The organism is Psychrobacter proteolyticus, from assembly GCF_003350005.1.
Taxonomy (GTDB): Bacteria; Pseudomonadota; Gammaproteobacteria; order Pseudomonadales; family Moraxellaceae; genus Psychrobacter; species Psychrobacter proteolyticus.
Map to the genome: position 1 here is coordinate 471,397 of NZ_QLKS01000001.1, position 21,213 is coordinate 492,609.

Genomic DNA, 21,213 nt, shown 5'->3' on the forward strand with positions numbered 1-21,213 from the left:
TTTATAATTACATATTAATAAGGCTAACCGAGGAATACCTTTATAGATATATTCTCATGTATACCTTCATACGAAGCATAGCCTCTCTAGGTTTTAAAGAAACAAGCGAATAAAGAAAATGTTTGTAAAAAATTGAGAATAAATATTTATTCAGAGATTTAGATCTCACAACCTCGTTATTTTTTGAAAAATAAACTAGAGGGAAAGGTACGCTGTTTTTCCTCGAATTCCTAGAGTGGTCTGCTTCTTGATGTACAATCGACAAATAACTCATATCGCAAGCAACCTCACCTTTTAGTGCCAACCTAATCCAAACGTAAATATCTTCACCTGCAACAACACCTTCTGGAAATCCATCAAAACTGATTAAAGACTGTTTTTTCACACATACTTTCGAACTATTAGCTATACTACCTTTAGATGATCCTTCAAAGAAGTCTTCAACATATCCTCGATGAGAATCAGGCAACCCGTGTTTAGGTTTTATTAATTTCGAACCTTCTTTTTGTGTCATATGCGCTAAAGAATATAAATTTGCATTAGGATAATCTTCTATCAGTGCCACCATTTTATTCAAAAAACCAGGCTTCCATTCATCATCAGCATCTAAAAAACAAACATAATCCGATATTGATATTTCAACACCTTTATTTCTAGCAACCGATACACCTTGATTAGATTGGTTGATCAATTTAATAATGCCAGAATCGATTTCACTTTGATAAGAATTTTCAATAATGTTTACTGATTCATCTATAGAACCATCATTTACTACAATCACCTCATAATTTGTAAAGTCTTGAGATAAAATTGAATCAATACAACGGCATATTGAGTATGATTTATTATATAAAGGCACGACTATAGAAAAGAACAAACTCTTCTCCCTAATTTAATTAAAACCCTAGAAAAAATCTTTCACATACTAAAATAATAATTAATAGCTTCATACAACCTGCTATATTCTAGGCTTGTAGATACTTTTGATATACTCTCAGCAGCGACTAAATCAGAGGTTTGTCTGCAGTGATGTACACTTAACTGTGGGTTGGTCATAACAGAATAGTAATCATTAAACTTAAAGCTACCTCCTTTCACATTATCACTGAAACCTACCCAAGTATTTGGGACATTCATAGCGTCAGAGAAAATTAATCCATGTAAGGAAGAAGATAGAACTTTGTCACATTTCAGTATCTGCTTACAAACTTCTTTATAATTTTTCTTAATATCGATTATTAAATAATTAGGATTATTTTTGAGAATTTTATTCACGACCTTTAAGTCTATAAAATGTGGAATCACTCCAATTAAACCTGTATTACTATATTGATCAGACCTTGGTGTTATAACTTCCTTTACGAGAAGTCCAGGATCAGCTTTGAACTTAAACTCAATGCTAGTATCATATGCTAGCAAGCTTTGAGCAGTTAGGTCACCTCTTACGCCAATTACACTATCATAATCAATTTTTTTTAATGACTGCTCTTTAGATATAAATCCAGCTCCTAAAATCACACTGTTCTTATTAGATTTTGCAAGAATACTTCCACAAAACAAAGCATGTTTTCTTTTACCACCATAATATAGCCTAGTTTTCTTATGGAAAAAATCTTCTATGAAATCACTATTGAAAGAATCTCCTGCATTTTTTTCTAGGCAATAATTCAATAAAGGTCCTCTTTGAAAATAACCAAGAAACGCCGTTGAGTAACACTTAGTCTTTATTGAAATGTAATTATTTATTTTAGAAAAATTATTATAGATGCTCATATCAAACCTTAAATAGATGTTTTATACTTTAAAGAAAATTTTTTAGTAATTTATATTTTTCTTGGATACTTATTTTTTCTTTTAAAATGAAACTTAGGGTTTTTCGCGTGAGCGCATAATAAAAGTAAAGTGTTAAGTCTGGAGGAAGGATTTTTCTTAGGGCTCTATTTCTCGTTAAAAAAGACTCGAAATTTTTTACTCTATGGTCAGTAGATTTTTGATATGCTTCAGACCATGATCCTGAGTGCATTGATCTATATACTGAGTAATAATAAGGCAAGTAACCTGCTCCCCCTTTATAAGAACCTAGGATCTGGATAGTAGAATGCCATAGGTTTTCTGAAAAGAAGTCGGGATGACTGGTAAAAAAATCTGTAAAACAGTCTTTTCTTGCCATAATAGAGGCCATTGGCATAAATCCTGAACTAGATTTTATAACACTTTTTGCATCTAGAGTTTCAAATTTTTCACCGTAGAACCCATAACGTAGATCCTTTAACTGATTGTTAATTAGTGTATAACTAGGATGAAAGCAGATATTAACATTTCTATTTCTTTCTAAATAATCGACTTGCTCTTGTAGTTTTTTATCAGAAATCCAATAGTCATCACCTTCGCAGAAAGCTATATACTTGCCTTTCGCTTCCAGTATTAAATCAAAAAAAACAGTCTTTCCTTTAGAGAAAGTATTTTCTTGTGGCAATATTACTTTAATAAGATCAGGGTACTGTAGTTTAAATTTATTGACAATTTGTGTTGTAGAATCAGTGGAACAGTCATCGAAAATAATGACTTCAAATTTAAAATTGGTTTTCTGATTTATGAAAGAGCTTATTGCTTCTTCAATATATAGTTCATGATTATATGTTAAGCAACATATAGATACCAGAGTTTGCGATTCCATATTTGTTTATTCCTGTATTTATATTTACTTGTAAAAAGAGGTCTCAATAACTATTAGAACCACTTATGTAATTCACAATTTTACAGTTATTATGGAATAACGATGTAGATAAGGAAGATTTTCCAGTTGACCCATCTAAAATGTGAAGCGTGAAACATTTTTACTTTAACTTACTAAGAAGATCTTTTTTATAGATTAATTTTTTTCTCACACCTCTAAAGACATTACGAGAGCTAAATATGGATATCACTATGCTTAATAGACTTAAAATTGATATTTTAAGTATTATTATGAGTCTTGACTCCTCAAGGGTTAACCAACTTGAGAATAATGCAATAAAAATATAAACTGATATTAAGCTAGGTAAGAAGGACTTAAACCATTCAATGTTTATTCTTGGCTCTATCTTAATATGAACATAACTTACCCAAAATACTAAATAAATGGCTTGGGTTATTAACCATACCCAACCCGCCCCAACACCGCCATAATTAATAGCTGCCCAAATAATCATAGGGATAAGAGTTAAGACAAGAATTATATTTCCTATTAAATGATACTTGAGGTTTCCTTTAGTATATTGAAGATAATATGGAAAAGCAGATAGTGCTAATAAGGCATTTCCTAAAGCGTATAGTGTCAGAATGGGGGCTGCATTTTTAGCAAGGTCTATGTCATTTGTCCAAGCAAATAGAAAGGGCTCTGCTACTCCAGCAAGAACTATTCCTGCCGTAACGACGACCACTGATACAAACTGAGTACTATTTAAGTATATTTTTCTAATTTCCTCAAATTTCTTTTCTGCTTGTAATTTTGCCATTCTTGGCATTATTGAACCACTAATAGGTGCACTAATTTGTAATACACCTGCAGATACTAGAACTGCTAAACTAAAATAGCCATATTCAGAAAGAGTTAGAATGCCTGATAAAACAAACTTATCAAGTTGAGTTATTATAATCCATACCGAGGATGTAAAAGCAACAGAGAGAGCAAACCCTATAATAGGTCGAATAGGTTTTAGTGACCAGCCAATATTTTCATTAGTATTAAGTCTAGGCAATAAGCGATAGCTCTTAAGGCTGTATAAACTGAACTCTAGCAACGCCACAAAAAGCTGATAAACGAAAAAGCTTCTAACAGTAAAACCGAAATAATACATATAGACTAATACTAAAGGGAATCTAAGCGTAGCAATTAAGCTGTTTACAACACTTAACCACACTATCTTTTCGAACCCTGATATTACTCCACGGAATAGTCCCGTCATCCATCGTAAACACACGGAGATGGCCATTATTTGTACTGCAAAAAGTACATCACTTGGCGTAAGGTTCTCAATCTTCAACCAATCAGAAACTATTTTTTTGCTTAAAATAAGAAGTATTAAACCTCCTAGTACAGCAATAAAAATAAAGATTATATTTAAAGCACGAAATAGACGGCGAAAGTCTAGCTTACTTAGACTGCCACCATTATACTGCGCAGTTTGTCTACTAATAGTAGGTCTCAACCCAAAATCCAGTAAAGCAAATACACCTTGAAGCATGGCAAAGAACCCTACTAATCCATAGGCTTCAGCTCCCATATATTTAATATAAAAAGGCAATATGAATATACTAATAAATATTATATACACTTGACTAATATAGCTAGATAATATATTAATTTTAAGACTAGGTGTTTTCATAAAACCTTAACATGACTATAATATACATAATAACTATGCTTTTATAACTACTATAAAGTAGTTATAGAAAGATAAAATGTGTCTTTTTAGCGTAATCCACTAATCTTTTTTAAGAGAAAGGTAATAGCTTTTTTCCAACTCAAGTAAATCTCTTTTTCTTTCTTTTATTTTTTTGGCCGGTGTACCCATATAGATACCAAACTCATCACAGTCTTTGGTTACTAAACTTAAAGCGCCAATAGCGACACCTTCTTTGATAACAATATTCGGTAATATAACCGTTCCTGAACCTACTATCGAATGCTTACCAATCGTGACGGGGCCATTTGTTACATTCGTAAATTCAACAGGTATAGTAGGACCTGTCATGAACATGCCACTATAATCGTCATTGCTACTATAGACTGAGACTCTTGAAGAAAGTCCCACAAAATCTTCCAGTATTACTTTTCCAGTCCCTATTATACTGACTCCAATTGCAATATGTACATGTTGACCTATTTCAATACCACCTTCACCAGCTGATAAAACACAGAAGTCATCAATACGTGTGTTGCTTCCAATACTTATATTTTTACAGTTATAATAAGAAGCTTTATCTGAAAGAAGAGTGTTTTCGCCGACAGATCTAAAGCCCATAGATGCTATTTGCTCTTTGCCTAAAAAAGCCATATTAGTTAGTCTCCATTATGTTTAATATTTTTTGAACATCATCAAGTTTTAGATTCGGATATATAGGTAAACACAAAATTCGACTAGCTATGTTTCTCGAGTTATTACAAATCTGTTTACTATCTAGATAAGGCAACGTATCTAGACTTGGATAAAAATATCTTCTAGGTAATATATCATTTTCTTTAAGCTTGGCTTCAATTTTGAGTAACTGCTCTTCGCTATCAAAGAGTATTGGTGCATAAGCGCAGTTATTTTTACCATGTTCACTCCACTGCTGCATTTCGACTATATTGGATAACTTATTGGTATAATCTTGCCAAATATCTTCACGTCGCTGTCTAATCGTATCTATTTCATCGAGTACACATAAACCCATGGCAGCCTCAAACTCGTTCATTTTGGCATTGGTACCCACTGAATCAATAGTTGTGGGACTTTCAATACCAAAATTAATCATCAACCTGATTTTTTTGGCTAGCTCATCATCACTAGTGATAACTGCACCACCTTCAATAGTATGAAAGAGTTTAGTGGAGTGAAAGCTAAGTGTACTAATATCACCAAAATTTAGAACACTTTGATTTTTATATTCTGAACCAAAAGCATGAGCAGCATCATAAATAACCTTAAGATTATGCTTGTCAGCAATAGCCTGTATTTCTTCGATATTGCAAGGATTACCGAATACATGTACCGGTACGATAGCACTAGTACTAGGGGTTATCTGTGCTTCTATCTGACCAGGATCTATATTGAAAGTTCGCGGATTGATATCGGCAAAGATAGGCTTCAAACCTTCCCAGGCTAGCGTGCTGGTTGTTGCAATAAAACTAAAAGGCGTCGTAATTACTTCGCCTTTCAGATCTAAAGCCTTATAAGCAAGCTGCAAAGCAAACGAACCATTAGCTACAAGGATTATATTTTTAACCCCTAAATATTCTGCCAGCCTACCTTCTAACTCTTGCAATAGACTACCATTATTAGTTAGCCAACCACTTTGAAAGATTCGGTCAATATAAGACTGATATTTTTCTTTATTGGGTAAATATGCTTTAGTAACAGGTATCATAATTATGATTCTTTCGTTAAATCTATTAAATACTGACCATACGCATTTTTGCTCATCGATTGGCCAATTTCAGCCACCTGCTGTTTGGTCAGCCAACCGTTATTAAGAGCAATTTCTTCTAAGCAAGCCACTTTGTAACCTTGACGCTTTTCAATGGTCTCTACAAATTGTGCAGCTTCTAGCAGGCTCTCATGCGTGCCCGTATCTAACCAAGCAAAACCACGACCTAGTAGTTCCACACTTAGATCACCACGCTCCATATACATCTGATTGACCGTAGTAATCTCAACTTCACCTCGTTCAGAAGGCTTGACCTTCTTTGCAATCTCTATGACATCATTATCATAGAAATATAAACCAGTTACTGCATAATTAGATTTAGGTTTGTTAGGTTTCTCTTCTATCGAAATGGCGCGCTTATTTTCGTCAAATGCCACTACACCAAAGCGCTCTGGATCTTTAACTTGGTAGCCGAAGACAGTTGCACCTTTTTGACGATTGACAGCCTGACGAAGTAACGGAGTAAATCCTTGACCATAAAATATATTATCACCGAGCACTAAGCAGACATTACTATTACCAATAAACTCTTCACCAATAATAAATGCTTGCGCCAACCCATCTGGGCTTGGTTGAACGGCATAACTGATATCAAGGCCAAGCTCGCCACCATCACCGAGTAAGCGTTTAAAACCCTCTATGTCTTCAGGTGTGCTAATGATAAGCACCTCACGGATCCCAGCGAGCATCAAGACAGATAGCGGATAATAAATCATCGGTTTATCATAAATAGGTAGCAGCTGCTTAGAAACACCCTTTGTAATAGGATAAAGACGTGTTCCCGAACCACCCGCTAAAATAATGCCTTTTGTATTCATTATTCACCTGCTCCTAGTCTTTCACGTTGATAGCTGCCATCTTGGACGCGCCTACACCATTCTATATTATTTAAGTACCATTCGACCGTTTTTCTAATGCCACTATCAAACGTCTCAATAGGCATCCATTTCAACTCATCAGCAATTTTGCTAGCATCAATGGCATAGCGCAAATCATGTCCTGGACGGTCTTTTACAAACGTAATCAATGATTCATACTGCTGACCATTTGCCTGTGGCTTTAACTCATCCAAAATTTGGCAGATCGTCTTGACTACTTCGATATTCTGTTTTTCGTTGTGCCCGCCGATGTTATAAGTCTCTCCTATTACTCCTTCAGTAACCACTGTATATAAAGCCCGTGCATGATCTTCTACAAACAACCAATCACGTATTTGATCGCCCTTACCATAAATAGGTAATGCCTTCCCATCTAAAGCATTCAAGATAACTAACGGAATCAGCTTTTCAGGGAAATGGTAAGGGCCATAATTATTAGAACAGTTAGTGACTAAAATAGGCAGGCTATAGGTACGATGCCATGCTCGTACTAGATGGTCTGAGCTAGCTTTAGACGCAGAGTAAGGTGAGCTTGGTGCATAAGGAGTAATTTCAGTAAATAAATCATTTGTCCCTTCTAGATCACCGTAGACCTCATCTGTAGAGATGTGATGAAACTTGAATTGTTGCTTTCCTATGTCATCAAGACTCTGCCAGTATTGACGTGCCACTTCTAATAGATGATAAGTCCCTACGATATTAGTATTAATAAACTCAGCTGGTCCATCAATAGAGCGATCTACATGTGACTCTGCAGCTAAATGCATGACAAGATTAGGCTGAAAACTGTCAAATGCTTGCTCTAATGCTTCTTTGTTACAGATATCAATCTGTTGAAACTTATATCTAGCACTCTGTTCAATATCTTTGAGGGATTCTAAGTTACCTGCATAGGTTAGCTTATCGACATTTAAAACTTCATCATCAGTATTATGGATGATATGACGGATAACAGCAGAGCCGATAAACCCTGCGCCACCAGTAACTAATATTTTCATAAAAATCTACTTATTTTCTTAAGTTAAGGACTTAACATACCAAGGCATCGCTTTTTCAATACCTTGAATAATATTAAAATGCGGCGCATAGCCTAACCCATTCTGTATTTTACTAATGTCAGCCTGACTATGACGCACATCCCCTGCTCTAAAATCTCGATAGACTGGTGCTTGAGTGTAGCTAATGCCATTAGTACTTAAATGCTCTTTAAGCGCTGAAAACAGCATATTAAGGGTAGTGCGTCCACCTACTGCCACATTATAAACTTGGTTTTTAGCTTCTTCAGCAGCAGTCGCTGCCAAAACATTAGCCTGCACAGCATTTTCAATAAAGTTAAAATCGCGACTGGTATCGCCATCACCATTGATAAATACCTCATCACCAGCGATCATGGCAGCCGTCCATTTTGGTATTACCGCTGCATAGGCACCATCAGGGGTTTGACGCTTACCAAATATATTAAAGTACCGCAAACCAATAGTATTAAAACCATAAGTACGTGAGAACACATCTGCATATAGCTCGTTGACATATTTAGTCACCGCATACGGCGATAAAGGATTACCAATATTTTCCTCAACTTTTGGCAATGCCGGATGATCACCGTATGTTGAACTACTAGCAGCATAAGTAAAGCTTTCAACATTAGCATCACGAGCGGCTACCAGCATATTTAAGAAGCCTGAGATATTAGTATTATTAGTCGCGATAGGATCAGCGATAGAGCGCGGTACTGAGCCTAGCGCTGCTTGGTGCAGCACATAATCAATGCCTTCACATGCTTTCGAACAGTCAGTTAACTGACGAATATCACCCTCTATAAAAGTAAAGCTTTCCCACTGCTCAGTGCTTACTAAACTTTTTACTTCATCTAAATTGTGCTGAAAACCTGTGGCGAAATTGTCTAAACCCACCACTTTTTGATCAAGCAATAATAGTGTCTCAAGCAAATTAGAGCCGATAAAACCCGCTACCCCCGTAATTAGCCAAGTTTTAGGCGTCTGTACTAATTTTTCTTTCACTTTATGATAGGTTGTCGCTGTCATAGTATTGCTCGCATGCTGTTATTGTAAGACTATATAGGCTTATAGACGGATATCTGTGTCTTCTTTAGCGAATACATATTTTAAATCATAAAGTACGTGACTGGCTTTACCTAAATTTCGAATGTGCCCTGCACCCATAGCGACAAACTCACTGTGAGCCACTGCTAGGATAATGCTGTCATAACTATTGGCCACAGGCTCATTGATAGGATTAATACCGTACTCTCTTTGAGCCTCTATAGTATCTACCCAAGGATCATAAACATCGACTTCGATGTTATACTCTTCTAATTCATGAACAATATCAATGACCTTAGTATTACGAACATCAGGACAGTTTTCTTTAAAACTCAAGCCTAATACCAAAACTTTGGCCCCTTCAACTTGAATACGTTTTTTGATCATGGTTTTGACCAATTGAGTAACCACATACTCGCCCATACTGTCGTTTAAGCGACGACCAGCTAAGATGATCTCTGGGTTATAGCCGATAGCTTGAGCTTTGTGGGTAAGGTAATACGGATCCACACCAATACAGTGACCACCAACTAGACCCGGACGAAACGGTAAAAAGTTCCACTTAGTCCCCGCAGCCTCTAGCACCGCTTCGGTATCGATGTTCATTTTGTTGAAGATAACTGCTAGCTCATTAATCAATGCAATATTGACATCTCGTTGCGTATTTTCGATAACTTTAGCTGCCTCTGCTACCTTAATACTAGGTGCTTTATGCGTACCAGCAGTGATGATTAAGTTGTAGACTTCATCGACAAAGTCTGCAATTTCAGGCGTTGAACCAGCTGTTACTTTCAAGATGTTAGTAACACGGTGCTCTTTATCACCTGGATTAATACGCTCAGGACTGTAACCTGCATAAAAGTCTTGGTTAAATATCAATCCGGAAATTTTCTCTAGTACTGGAATACAGACTTCTTCAGTCGCGCCTGGATATACCGTTGATTCATAAACCACGATATCATTTTGTTTTATTAAGCTACCGATAGCCTCTGATGCTTTGATCAAAGGCGTTAGGTCAGGCTGCTTATAGTCATCAATAGGAGTAGGTACAGTAACAATAAAGAAGTTACAGTCCTTTAACTCGTTGATATCTGAGCTATATCTTAAATGTGTGGCTTCTGCTAGCTCCTCTTCGCTGACCTCTAAAGTATGATCAGTGCCAGCATTGAGCGCTGTGATACGCTCAGCATTTATATCGAAGCCTACTACCGAATGCTGCTTACCAAATTCAACCGCTAGGGGTAAGCCCACATAGCCAAGACCGATCACCGCTATTTTTAGATTTTTAACATTATATCTATCATTAATCTTAGTCATTACTTTCTATTCCATTGCTCTAACGGTCTACTTAGTCGTATTATTAATCAGTGTATTAGCACTATTTTTAGTTGTCTCTGTATGGGGTGTGCCATCCTGATATCCTGCTACAAAACGTTCAAACTGTTGTTTAAGCCAGTCCACATCATGCTGCTCTGCCTTATATTCGAGCTGACATAAAATCGCCTCAATATCCGCTAGCGCAAAGCAATGCTCCATCGCTTGCATAATCAGCGGATGCGGCGTCTGCTGTACATTATCCTCACCGATGATCAGCTCTTCGTACAGCTTCTCACCCGGCCTAAGACCCGTAAAGATGATCTCTATATCGCCATCCGGGTTATACTCATCCTTCGGCTCATAACCACTCAAATGTATCATACGACGTGCGAGATCGATGATCTTCACCGGAGCACCCATATCTAACACAAATACCTCACCGCCTGTCGCCATCGCCCCTGCTTGAATGACCAAATTCGCCGCTTCCGGTATCGTCATAAAGTAACGCGTCACGTCTGGATGAGTGACCGTGATAGGCTTACCCTGCTCGATTTGTTTAGTGAATAGCGGTACCACCGAGCCAGATGATCCTAGTACATTGCCAAAGCGCACCATACTAATACACGTTTGAGTATTATTAGGATCTTGACTAAACCCTTGACAGACCAGCTCTGCTAGACGTTTGGTTGCACCCATCACATTGGTCGGTCTCACTGCTTTATCAGTGGAAATCAGTACAAAAGTTTCGACATTGGCCGCTATCGCTGCTCGAGCGCAATGATACGTGCCTTTGGTATTATTAATAACGCCCTCAAACGGGTTGTGCTCAACAATAGGTACGTGCTTATAGGCCGCAGCATGATAGACTGTCTGAATGCCATAGTCTCTCAGCACCCGTATTAGGTTGGATTCATTGGTAACGTTGCCGATGATAGCGATGACCTCAATGCCTTGATAAATATCTTTACTCGCCACTTTAGCGATAAGCTCTTGATGGACACTATAAAGTGCGTACTCTGATAGCTCATATAATACTAAGCAACGCGGTTTATTTTTAATAATCTGACGGCATAGCTCGCTACCGATAGAGCCGCCCGCACCAGTGACTAGTATACATTTATCTGTAATATTGAGCTTCAATAGACTCTCTACAGGATCTACCGTCTGACGATCTAATACGTCTAGTATATCTACTTTCCGCATACTGCTCACAGTAACCTTGCCATCAACGATTTCTTCTAAACTGGGTAGTTCTTTGATCTGTATAGAGATGCCCGATAGCTTATCGATTATTTGTCTTTTATGAGCTCGACTAATGGACGGCATCGCCAAAAAAATTTGCGAAATTTCTAACTTTGCTACTAGGGCCACTAATTCGTTATCACTATAGATGCGCTTGCCTAGCACATATGCACCAGTTAACTGCGTATCATCATCGATGAAAGCGACTACATTATACTTGTGTGAGTTACGCAGTCCTTCCAATAACTCCTTGCCTGCTTCACCAGCGCCATAAATTAGTACGTTGTCATAACCGTCACTATGATAACGATGCTGACGCTGGCCTTGCACGCGTGCTAATAATTCCCGAATAGTCAGACGACTATTCCAAAGCCAAATAAAAAACAAAAATAGATACAGGATGGGAACCGCACGCGGCACACCTGGTAATAGTCCTAAATACAGCACAGCTTGAGCAATGACAATCAGTACAAAGAACAGCTGCAATACACTACCCATCATTGCATCGAAAAAGCTTCGGGCCACACCTTTGTAGAAGCCAATAATATATAAACCCACTACTGGTATCAGCGCATAAAGTGCGAGCATCAACATATCTATATGGTAATCGACATAACCATAGCGGACAGCAATAGCGCAGAATAGACACATCGCTGATACCATAAAATCAGCTAACATTAGGATGATGCGCTTGGCAATGCGCGGTAAGCTCAGTAAATACCTCGCAGTGCGCTGTGCAAAGCGCATATCAGTTTCAGCGCTGTTCTGAATACCCACTTGATTTATTTCTGTAGACATAATTGACAACTATGTTATTTAAGCTTTACTCATTTATGATAAATTAAAAAAGACTAACTATAAACAATAATTAGCTATTATTGCCGTAAGCATAGCTATAGTGATAGCTATATTTACTCATAAGACCTTGCTGCACATCATTGAGGATAATACCATCAACTTGGATATTGGCTTTGCTCATCTGCTTAATAGCGTAAGCGACCTGCCCTTCTATCGATTTATCATAACGCGTAACCATGAGTACTTTATCCGCATACTGCGACATGATAATAGCATCAGAAGCTGCCAATATTGGTGGTGAGTCTATAACAATATAATCATAATGCTCATTTAGAGCTATCATCATTTGCTCGAACTTATCGCCAGATAGTAGCGATGCTGGGTTTTTCGGGTACTGACCACGTGGCATAAAATCAATATTATCCATTGTAGTTGGATGAATCACAGTGTTTAAAGTGACGTCTTGTGACAAATACTCTCCTAAACCATTGTCTTGAGACATATTGAATAAGCTGTGCAACTCACCTAAGCGCATATCGGCGTCCATAATCAACACCTTTTTATTTAGCTGACTGAATACTTCGGACAAATTAGAAGAAATAAAGGACTTACCAACCCCTGGACTTTCTCCCGTAATCAGTATAACTTTCACTCGCTCACCAACTTTACCAACTTTAGGCATACCGAACATCAAGTTCGTTCTTAAGCTTTTAATCGCTTCATAGCTTAAGCTATTATTGTCAACATGAGCTAATAAACGATTTGGTGATTTCTTATTCTTACGAAGTCGTGTTAACAATGGAGAACGTGGTACTGTGGCAAGCACTGGTACACCAGTTTTGGCTTCCAAGCGTTCAGGATCTTTCACTACATTTCTGAGGAGACTCTTCAGCAGCACAAGCATGGTACCCAACATTGCGCCTAGTAACATTGCCAAGATTATAATCTGTAGCTTTTTAGGTGCGATCGCCTTGAAAGTGTCAATTGGCAAGTCAATAATACGCGCAAAGCCAATTTGTCCTGCCTTAGCAATCTGTAGCTGTTGATAGTTTTTAAGTAGCGTCAGATAAATCTCTCTATTTATCTCTGTATCTTGTGATAACTGCAAGAACTCGCGCTGTATTTCTGGTAATCCAGCAATAGTATTATCAATATTTTTCTTTCTATTATTGAGCACCGCTAACTGCTCATTGATTTGTACTACTAAAGGGTGCTCTTCGGTATAGTAAGTGGTTAAGTCGGCTTTTTTGAGCTTTAACTCGCTAAGCTGAGTATCTATTTGTGAGTTCTCTGTAAGTAGCAGTTCCGCCTCTTTACTGATATCAATAGTGCCGTACTTAATTCGAAATTCGTTAAATATCGCCTCAGAATCTTCTAGTTTCTTCTTAAGTGCTGGAATCTGAGTTTCCATAAACTTAAGTGTTTTGGTCGTCTCCTCAGAGCCGCGCGACTGGTTTTGCCTGACATAAGACTGAATAATTTCTTTGAGTACAAGACTGGTCTGCTGCTGATTATTACCCGTCATAGATAACTCAATAATACCTGTCTGATTACCCTTTTCGGCAACCGACAGCGTGCTATTTATATTACTCGTCGTCACTTGTAGTGATTGCTTAGTAAGGCTAATGGGATGGCTATTAAGAGGAAGGTCGGCCACCGTAATTTGAATCTGACCATCGACACCTTTAAACTGGTTTGGCTGATTCAGCTGACCTTTAAAATCATCAAAACCATTACTAAGCGTAAAACCTGTCTTTGAACGAACTAAAGTAAAAGGTTGATTCAAGTAACCTTGCGAGACATTGAACTGACTAACAAGTGCATTACCGTTCAGTGTTTTTAACATTACACCTTCTGGTGTATGAATAGGCGTATTAATGCGATCATGAACAATTCTATCCATAACGCCTATCTCAGGATCAGCTAAATGGATGCGGAGATGTAATGAATTGATTACCGGCTCTATAATCATACGCGAGCGAATCAATTCAGCTTCCGCCTGAGCTTTACTATCCTCAGAGCCGACCAGCTCTGAGATATCGCCGCCAAGTGCTGAAATTCCTGATGACTTATCGTCGATTTGTATCAACGCATCTGATCTAAAAGTCGGGTTGACATAGCGGCTATAGAGAACACCGATTGCCAGCCCTAATAGAGCAAACAGGACTATTGTTTTCCAACCTCTTAACAAAGCCAACATCAGTGCCATTAAGTCTATTTCATCATTACTCTCTTCGCTAGCAGGCTTAGATAAGTTTTTTGAATCTGTATTCATAAGTGTTTATTCATCGCTTGAAATTAATCATCTGACAGAAAAAGAATCAGCAGACGTCTATTTGATAGATCTTAAGTAATTTTATCAGCCCAAGGTTTAAGACTATCAAAGATATCTTGTCGGGCTTCTTCAAATACTGACAATTCATGTCGATATGGATCAGCAATATCTTGATCGATCCAGTGCCCGATACGGAAAGTTTTACCACGACAATGTGGCCAACGATCCTCAATCCATTTACTCTGACTATCAGACATCGTCAAAATCAAATCAGCATGCCTGACCAAGTCTTCATCAATCTGCTTGGCAATATGATCCGACATATCTATACCTAGCGCTGACATGACGGCTAAGGCATTAGGATCAGCACCATTGCCGACTACAGCTGACAGTCCGGCAGAGTCGATAGTTTTATGTGGATATTGCTGCGTAAGTAACGCTTCAGCAATAGGGCTACGGCAAATATTGCCCACACAAACAACCAAAATATTTTCAAATGCCATAATAATTACCTATAACCCTGAAAGACTTCTTATCGCTGAAGTAGAAGGTAACAGCGAGTTGATAACGCGATTCCAGCGGGTTAAGCCTGTTGGATCAACATAAAGAATGTCATTAGGCTGCATCTCGAAACGATTAGCGAGTGCTAAATTGGTAATCGTTTGCATGTCTACATAATAAATATTAGTACGACGAGACTCTAAATTATCACGTACGACATAGACTTTTGCAGCATTCGCGGTAAACGAATTTAGCCCCTGTGACTCACCAAGTACTTGAGCTAAAGTCAGCCCCTGCTCTAAGATAGGAACAGGCTTTATTTGACCAAACTCTCCTAAAACGTAGACAGTATTACGGCTTTGGCTATTAACATGAATTGAGTCACCATCTTGAATGTAAATCTGGTTCCCTGAAGCACCTACCTGACGCAGATCTTGTAAGCCAATGTTGTAATTGCGACCATTACGATTCAAAACGATACTGTTTGAATCTCCAGTTTCTGTCGCTCCGCCCGCTTTAGAAATCGCACTGTAAAGCGATACTGGCGCATCTTCGATAGCGAACTCCCCAGGCTGTCTGACTTCACCATCAATAAAGAACTTATTACCACGATAATTGATAATTTTGACCTGCGGATCAGAGTACTTTAGATAGCGCTGAAGCTTGCTCTTCAGAGAGGCAGTAAACTGAGGTACACTTAAATTTAAAGCTTTAACTCGACCCACCAAAGGAAACTGTACAAAACCTTCCTGATCTACCGGATAACCTGATGCCGTAGCAGCTGGTGTCATATCTGGATAACCAATCAAATTAATACTGAGGATATCGCCTTGAGAAATACGATATACACTCTTTTTTGAATTAGCAATCAGTTGATAAATGTCATTGCTAGGTCGCGTCACTTGATAATTTGGTAAGGTCGCTAAACTAAGCGGTTGAATATTGAACTGCAAACCATTCTCAGCCGTAAAATCTCCTACAGGAGGTAAATCTCCTGCTTGTAGGCCAGAATTAATTGTTGTCGTCGCGCAACCAGCGGACCATAAAGTTATGAGTAATAAGCTTGATACACTCGATAGCTTAAGTGATTGGCGCATAGTAGAGACCTTTTAAATCTTGATAATATATTCCAATAAACAGTAGTTATCAAAAATAATTGTTATATAAAAAATGACTCCATTTTACATAAAGCCTTATGAAAAACGCTATGTAAAATGAAGCTCATCTATCGAAATAAATCTATTCTAGCACGATTATACGTATCCCATACCCTCTTTACAATTAGAGTTATTTTAGTAACAATTAATTAAGTACACATAATAGTATTATTACTAAAACAGTTCTTGTTCGCGCTAATTGATAATATTTTTTAAAAACGAAAAGACTGCTCTGCAGCTCAATCGTTAAAATTTTTCGCATAACAATTAATAGCTTCTCTCATAGTTGTTCACAGTACTCACCTCTTTTCCCACTTCCAAAAATTAAAAGGCCTCACCATTCATCATAAGAGCAGTGAGGCTTCTTTGTAATTTTTACGCTATGTAAATGTTTCCAAATCTCTTTTTCTAATGAATGAACACTTCACTAGCTTATCTTCCATACTACTCAGCATCATCCAACAGTTTATTAAGCTCGTCCACCATTGGATCGTCAATGATACTGCCTTCTACATAGCTGATTATCTCATCTACAGTCGTCAAATCCATTTCACGAATACCTAAACTGACTAGTTGCGCATTAACAGATTCTAGGCTGTCATTATCTTCAGCGCCATCTAGTAAATCCTCTTCAAATCTACCTCTGACAAACCAGTACATTTTTTCTAGTACGGTTTCTTTTTTGGTCAAAGTAGAATAACCATCACCATAAATAAACAGGTTAAAATGATAAGGTATTTCTACATCATTAATGAAAAATGTACGCTGACACTCTAATGTATAGGCTTGAATCTCTTCATTTTCAGCGCTTTCATCACCTTTGTTGTCGTCATCATATTCAATCGCCTCTTCTATCAACTCACCTAATATTTGATAGTCACCGACTTTGATTTTATGATTATAAATGATAGCAGAGTCTGCGATTGCATCGAAAATAATGGCACTGACATCTAAGGTATGGTTGTCGATATCATAGAATGCTTTTAACGCTGGCAAAAACTCTGTCAGCTCTTCTTCAGGCACTTGAATGAGAAACTGCTGCTCGTATATTTTAATCATATCTTCAGGAGCATAGGTATTAGCAGTATTGGTCTCGTTTCTACCTGTTGGCTGCAAAGGTAAAAAATTATACGGGTTATGTTTGGTCATTCAAAACTGCCTTTTTGCTTAAGTTAAATTTATTAAATGTCTGTGTTGCTCAATCTCTAAAAGCCTTTGAACGTGCTACTATTTTTCAGTACCGTAAGACTTTAGGATTTATGGGCGTATTGTCTCTTATTCAGGCAATTTTAGATAGACAGTTATAAATATACAAGTTCAATCACTTTGCTTTAGACAAACAGTTTAAATAACACAGGCTAAAAAGACGATACTAGCCAGCAGTATCTTGATATCGCCTTCAAGTTTTAATCCAATTTTCACTTTTCTCTAAAGCTACTTACATACCAATTATCAACTTATTTGCTGCCAACCTGATGTTGCATGATGTTCATCTTGATGCGCAAATAAAGGGTGAGCTTTGGCTTCATGTAAACTCAGCACAGGGGTCACACAGACATCCGTTGCTGAAAACACACGTTGCCAATGCTCAAGCGTTTGACTGGCGAATTTTTCCGCGATTGTGTTGGTCGCAGTTTCACTCTCAGGTCTATTGGGCATGATACCAAGTTGCCAGTGTATTTCTTTAAGCGACGGTAGCTCCAATACCTCACATAGCCCTTGCCAAAATTTCAACTCCAAGGAACCAACCGCCATATGCCGCTTATCAGCGGTTTGGTACAATCGATAGCATGGTAATGCACCGCCTAAAAAGTCATGATGCGGCAGTAGAGTGTCGTTTAAGCCATTTCCTGAAAGGCTATTAATCAGTTTGCCTGTGACCTTTGGCATGACCATATGATTGTACAAACTGTGCGTCATGCTAATAGTAATGTGTCGTCCCCTGCCCGTACGCTGCGCGGCAAATACGGCAGCCAACAGTGCTATCACTGCTGTATCACTACCACCTGCCAAATCCGCAAACTGGATATTAGGCATAGCCTGCTCACCCTGCGCTGTTTTTAGCTGATCTAGTACACCGCTCATAGCCATAAAATTAATATCATGACCGGCTTTGTTGGCCCAGTCATGAGTCACTTGAGAGCCACTTTTTGAGTCAGCATTTTCTAAATAAATACCTTCTTTTGCGTAATTGCCTGCTACGCCATAACCAGTAATAGATACCATTACTAGCTTTGGATTGATGGCATGCAAGGTCTTAGCATCTAGCCCCATATCGGCTAGGACACCTGGGCGAAAGCTATCTAGCATCACATCAGCTTCTTTGAGATGTGCTTTTATAGCTTCAATGGCTTTGGGATCATGAAAGTCATGCTTTTCGGTCTTCTTACCGTGGTTTAGAGCTACGAAGAGCTCACCAAATACCCGAGCAGGATCGCCTTGTTTGGGCTCGATTTTAAGGACGTCCGCGCCCAAATCCGCAAGCAAACGAGTGGCAAAAGGCCCAGGTAGGTTACGAGTCAGATCTAACACTTGCAACCCTTGTAGACAGTCCGCCATTTGATCATGATTTGATACATGCATGTCAGTCATCGGAGAACGCCTCGCCTTTGGCTGCCATATCTAGCAAGATTTGAGCAGGCTCAAAACGTTCACCATATTTCGCAGCCAGCTCACGGCTACGCTCAACAAACGCACTCACGCCCATTGCATTGATAAACTGTAGCGTACCGCCATGCTGCGGTGCAAACCCCCAACCAAAGATAGACCCTATATTGGTATCGGCCACTGAGCGCACGACATTTTCCTCATAGCATTTAGCAGATTCATTGGCTTGAATAAACATCAGGCGATCAACCAAATCTTGCTGCGATGGTTGCTCTGACTTTGGTGGGTATAAATTTACCAACTCAGGCCATAGATATTTATCACCCTCTGTTGGATAGTCATAGAATCCTTTGCCATTTTTCTTACCTTCGCGCCCATGCTCATTGACCAGTGTTTTTAGTATTTCATAAAAAGGACGCACTACGATTGGCTTACCTTCGGCTACCATATCAAGTTGCTGCTGTTCACCAACATGTAACGCCAAGCTTAACGACACTTCATCTTGCAATGCTAAAGGCGGCATCGGCATACCTGTTTTCATACCGGCGACTTCGATACTACGCGGATGCACACCCTCTCCTAGCATCGCAATACCCTCTGATACATAGGTGCCAAATACCCGCGAGGTATAAAAGCCATGACTGTCATTGACAACGATAGGTGTTTTACCTATTTGCACAACATAGTCGAAAGCTTTGGCCAATGTTGCATCGTCGGTTTGCTCGCCCATGATAATCTCAACCAGCGGCATCTTATCTACTGGCGAGAAAAAATGCAGACCGATGAACTGGTTTGGTCGCGTGCTGGCTTTTGCCAATCCAGTAATAGGTAGCGTTGAGGTATTAGAGGCATAAACGGCCGTGCTTGAAATCACTGCTTCGCTTTGCTGGGTACACTTGCCTTTAATTTCTCGGTTTTCAAACACTGCTTCGATAATAAGATCACAATCTACCAAATCACCATAAGAAACTGTTGGCGTGATGCGTTCTAAGAGAGCTTGTTTTTTCTCTTCGGTAGCACGCTTTCGGCTAATGGCTTTATCCAAAATACTAGCAGAATACGCTTTGCCTTTTTCAGCATTGACAATATCCGTGTCCAATAAGACAACGTCTATACCTGCTTTGGCAGTGACATAAGCAATGCCTGCGCCCATCATGCCAGCACCCAAAATACCGACTTTTTTAGTTTGGGTTCGCTCAAACCCTTGAGGCCGAGACTGACCTTTTTTGATGCTATTTAGCTGAGTCCATAAGGTGTTGATCATGTTTTTAGATTCAGTAGACATCACGCAAGCGGCAAAATAACGCGACTCAATTTCAAGCCCTGTATCGATATCCACTAGGCATCCTTCAAACACACAAGACATAATGTGAGTAATCGCTGGATAGTTGCCATGTGACTTTTGATTGGCCATGGCTGGGGCGATAGAGAATATAGGAACCACCTTTGGATGCTTACTATCGCCGCCAGGAATTTTAAAACCTTTCTTATCCCATGGCTGCTGAGCGCTTGGATTACTTTGAATCCAGTCTTTTGCTTGCTTCAGCATATCTGCTTGATCAGTGGCTATTGCATCAATAAGTCCAATGTCTTTTGCCGCTGCTGGTCGTAATTCTTTACCTTGAGTCATTAGCTCCAGTGCTACTTGAATACCGACCAATCGCGGTAAGCGCTGAGTACCACCGCCACCAGATAACAAGCCTAATTTTACCTCAGGCAAACCAAGCTTGGTCTTGGGCGTGTCAATGGCAATACGATAATGACATGCCAGTGCAAGCTCTAAACCACCGCCTAATGCGGTTCCTGTCATAGCAGCGACGACAGGTTTGCCTGAGGTCTCAAGCTTGCGCAAACTCCCTTTGAGTTCTTCGGTCAGTGCAAATGCTTGCTCCGCTGTCTCAATCTTACTTAATTGATCAATATCTGCACCAACCACAAAGGTTTCTTTGGCCGATGTGAGAATCAAGCCTATGGCGGCGTCATCATTGATGAAACTATCGACCATCGTGGCAAATGATTCTGTAAAGCCATCACCGATGACATTCATTTTGCGTTTGCTTTGGTCAATCGTGACGGTGACGATACCATCGTCATCACGCTGAGCAGAGAAGTTTTCTAGTACATTAATGGCTGTTACGCTATCTGCTGTCTGGTTATTTGTCATCATTTTCATCCCTTAAATGACTCTTTGTATATTGCGTTTT

17 protein-coding genes are annotated in these 21,213 nt (G+C 38.8%); all 17 read right to left on the reverse strand.

Annotation, left to right across the window (positions count from 1 at the left end):
* Window positions 1–40: 40 nt before the first annotated feature.
* The 17 genes from DXK30_RS01850 to DXK30_RS01930 all read right to left on the reverse strand — a co-directional run bounded on the left by DXK30_RS01850 (window position 41) and on the right by DXK30_RS01930 (window position 21,176).
* Window positions 41–877 (reverse strand): glycosyltransferase family 2 protein, encoded by an 837-nt coding sequence (locus DXK30_RS01850; protein ID WP_162799505.1) that lies wholly within the window; start codon window positions 875–877, stop codon window positions 41–43.
* A 41-nt stretch (window positions 878–918) separates the two neighbouring features.
* Window positions 919–1,773, reverse strand: a complete 855-nt coding sequence (locus DXK30_RS01855; RefSeq protein ID WP_114700214.1) for a polysaccharide pyruvyl transferase family protein — start codon at window positions 1,771–1,773, stop codon at window positions 919–921.
* Window positions 1,774–1,801: 28 nt separating this feature from the next.
* Window positions 1,802–2,677: a glycosyltransferase gene (locus tag DXK30_RS01860; RefSeq protein ID WP_114700215.1), complete on the reverse strand. Its 876-nt coding sequence runs from the start codon at window positions 2,675–2,677 to the stop codon at window positions 1,802–1,804.
* A gap of 160 nt (window positions 2,678–2,837) precedes the next feature.
* Window positions 2,838–4,367, reverse strand: coding sequence for an oligosaccharide flippase family protein (locus tag DXK30_RS01865; protein ID WP_114700216.1), 1,530 nt, complete (start codon window positions 4,365–4,367; stop codon window positions 2,838–2,840).
* Window positions 4,368–4,466: 99 nt separating this feature from the next.
* Entirely contained in the window at window positions 4,467–5,039 is a 573-nt protein-coding gene (locus DXK30_RS01870) for an acyltransferase (protein WP_114700217.1), read from the reverse strand.
* Window position 5,040: 1 nt separating this feature from the next.
* Window positions 5,041–6,111 (reverse strand): DegT/DnrJ/EryC1/StrS family aminotransferase, encoded by a 1,071-nt coding sequence (locus tag DXK30_RS01875; protein WP_114700218.1) that lies wholly within the window; start codon window positions 6,109–6,111, stop codon window positions 5,041–5,043.
* A 2-nt stretch (window positions 6,112–6,113) separates the two neighbouring features.
* Window positions 6,114–6,989, reverse strand: coding sequence for a glucose-1-phosphate thymidylyltransferase RfbA (gene rfbA, locus DXK30_RS01880; protein WP_114700219.1), 876 nt, complete (start codon window positions 6,987–6,989; stop codon window positions 6,114–6,116).
* A complete protein-coding gene (gene rfbB / locus DXK30_RS01885; RefSeq protein WP_114700220.1) occupies window positions 6,989–8,047 on the reverse strand; it encodes a dTDP-glucose 4,6-dehydratase in 1,059 nt (352 codons plus the stop codon). The genes rfbA and rfbB overlap by 1 nt, the downstream gene beginning before the upstream one ends.
* Before the next feature lie 18 nt (window positions 8,048–8,065).
* Entirely contained in the window at window positions 8,066–9,094 is a 1,029-nt protein-coding gene (locus tag DXK30_RS01890; RefSeq protein WP_114700221.1) for an NAD-dependent epimerase/dehydratase family protein, read from the reverse strand.
* Between the two features lie 39 nt (window positions 9,095–9,133).
* Window positions 9,134–10,429, reverse strand: coding sequence for a Vi polysaccharide biosynthesis UDP-N-acetylglucosamine C-6 dehydrogenase TviB (gene tviB / locus DXK30_RS01895; protein ID WP_114700222.1), 1,296 nt, complete (start codon window positions 10,427–10,429; stop codon window positions 9,134–9,136).
* A gap of 27 nt (window positions 10,430–10,456) precedes the next feature.
* The gene (locus DXK30_RS01900; RefSeq protein WP_114700223.1) at window positions 10,457–12,469 is read right to left on the reverse strand and encodes a polysaccharide biosynthesis protein; all 2,013 of its coding nucleotides are present in this window, start codon (window positions 12,467–12,469) and stop codon (window positions 10,457–10,459) included.
* A gap of 70 nt (window positions 12,470–12,539) precedes the next feature.
* The gene (locus tag DXK30_RS01905; protein ID WP_114700224.1) at window positions 12,540–14,744 is read right to left on the reverse strand and encodes a polysaccharide biosynthesis tyrosine autokinase; all 2,205 of its coding nucleotides are present in this window, start codon (window positions 14,742–14,744) and stop codon (window positions 12,540–12,542) included.
* A 71-nt stretch (window positions 14,745–14,815) separates the two neighbouring features.
* Window positions 14,816–15,247, reverse strand: a complete 432-nt coding sequence (locus tag DXK30_RS01910; protein WP_114700225.1) for a low molecular weight protein-tyrosine-phosphatase — start codon at window positions 15,245–15,247, stop codon at window positions 14,816–14,818.
* A 9-nt stretch (window positions 15,248–15,256) separates the two neighbouring features.
* Entirely contained in the window at window positions 15,257–16,342 is a 1,086-nt protein-coding gene (locus DXK30_RS01915) for a polysaccharide biosynthesis/export family protein (RefSeq protein ID WP_114700226.1), read from the reverse strand.
* A gap of 504 nt (window positions 16,343–16,846) precedes the next feature.
* Entirely contained in the window at window positions 16,847–17,551 is a 705-nt protein-coding gene (locus DXK30_RS01920) for a hypothetical protein (protein WP_114700227.1), read from the reverse strand.
* A gap of 303 nt (window positions 17,552–17,854) precedes the next feature.
* A complete protein-coding gene (locus DXK30_RS01925) occupies window positions 17,855–18,994 on the reverse strand; it encodes a CaiB/BaiF CoA transferase family protein (RefSeq protein ID WP_227670673.1) in 1,140 nt (379 codons plus the stop codon).
* A complete protein-coding gene (locus DXK30_RS01930) occupies window positions 18,987–21,176 on the reverse strand; it encodes a 3-hydroxyacyl-CoA dehydrogenase NAD-binding domain-containing protein (protein ID WP_227670672.1) in 2,190 nt (729 codons plus the stop codon). The genes DXK30_RS01925 and DXK30_RS01930 overlap by 8 nt, the downstream gene beginning before the upstream one ends.
* Window positions 21,177–21,213: the final 37 nt, after the last annotated feature.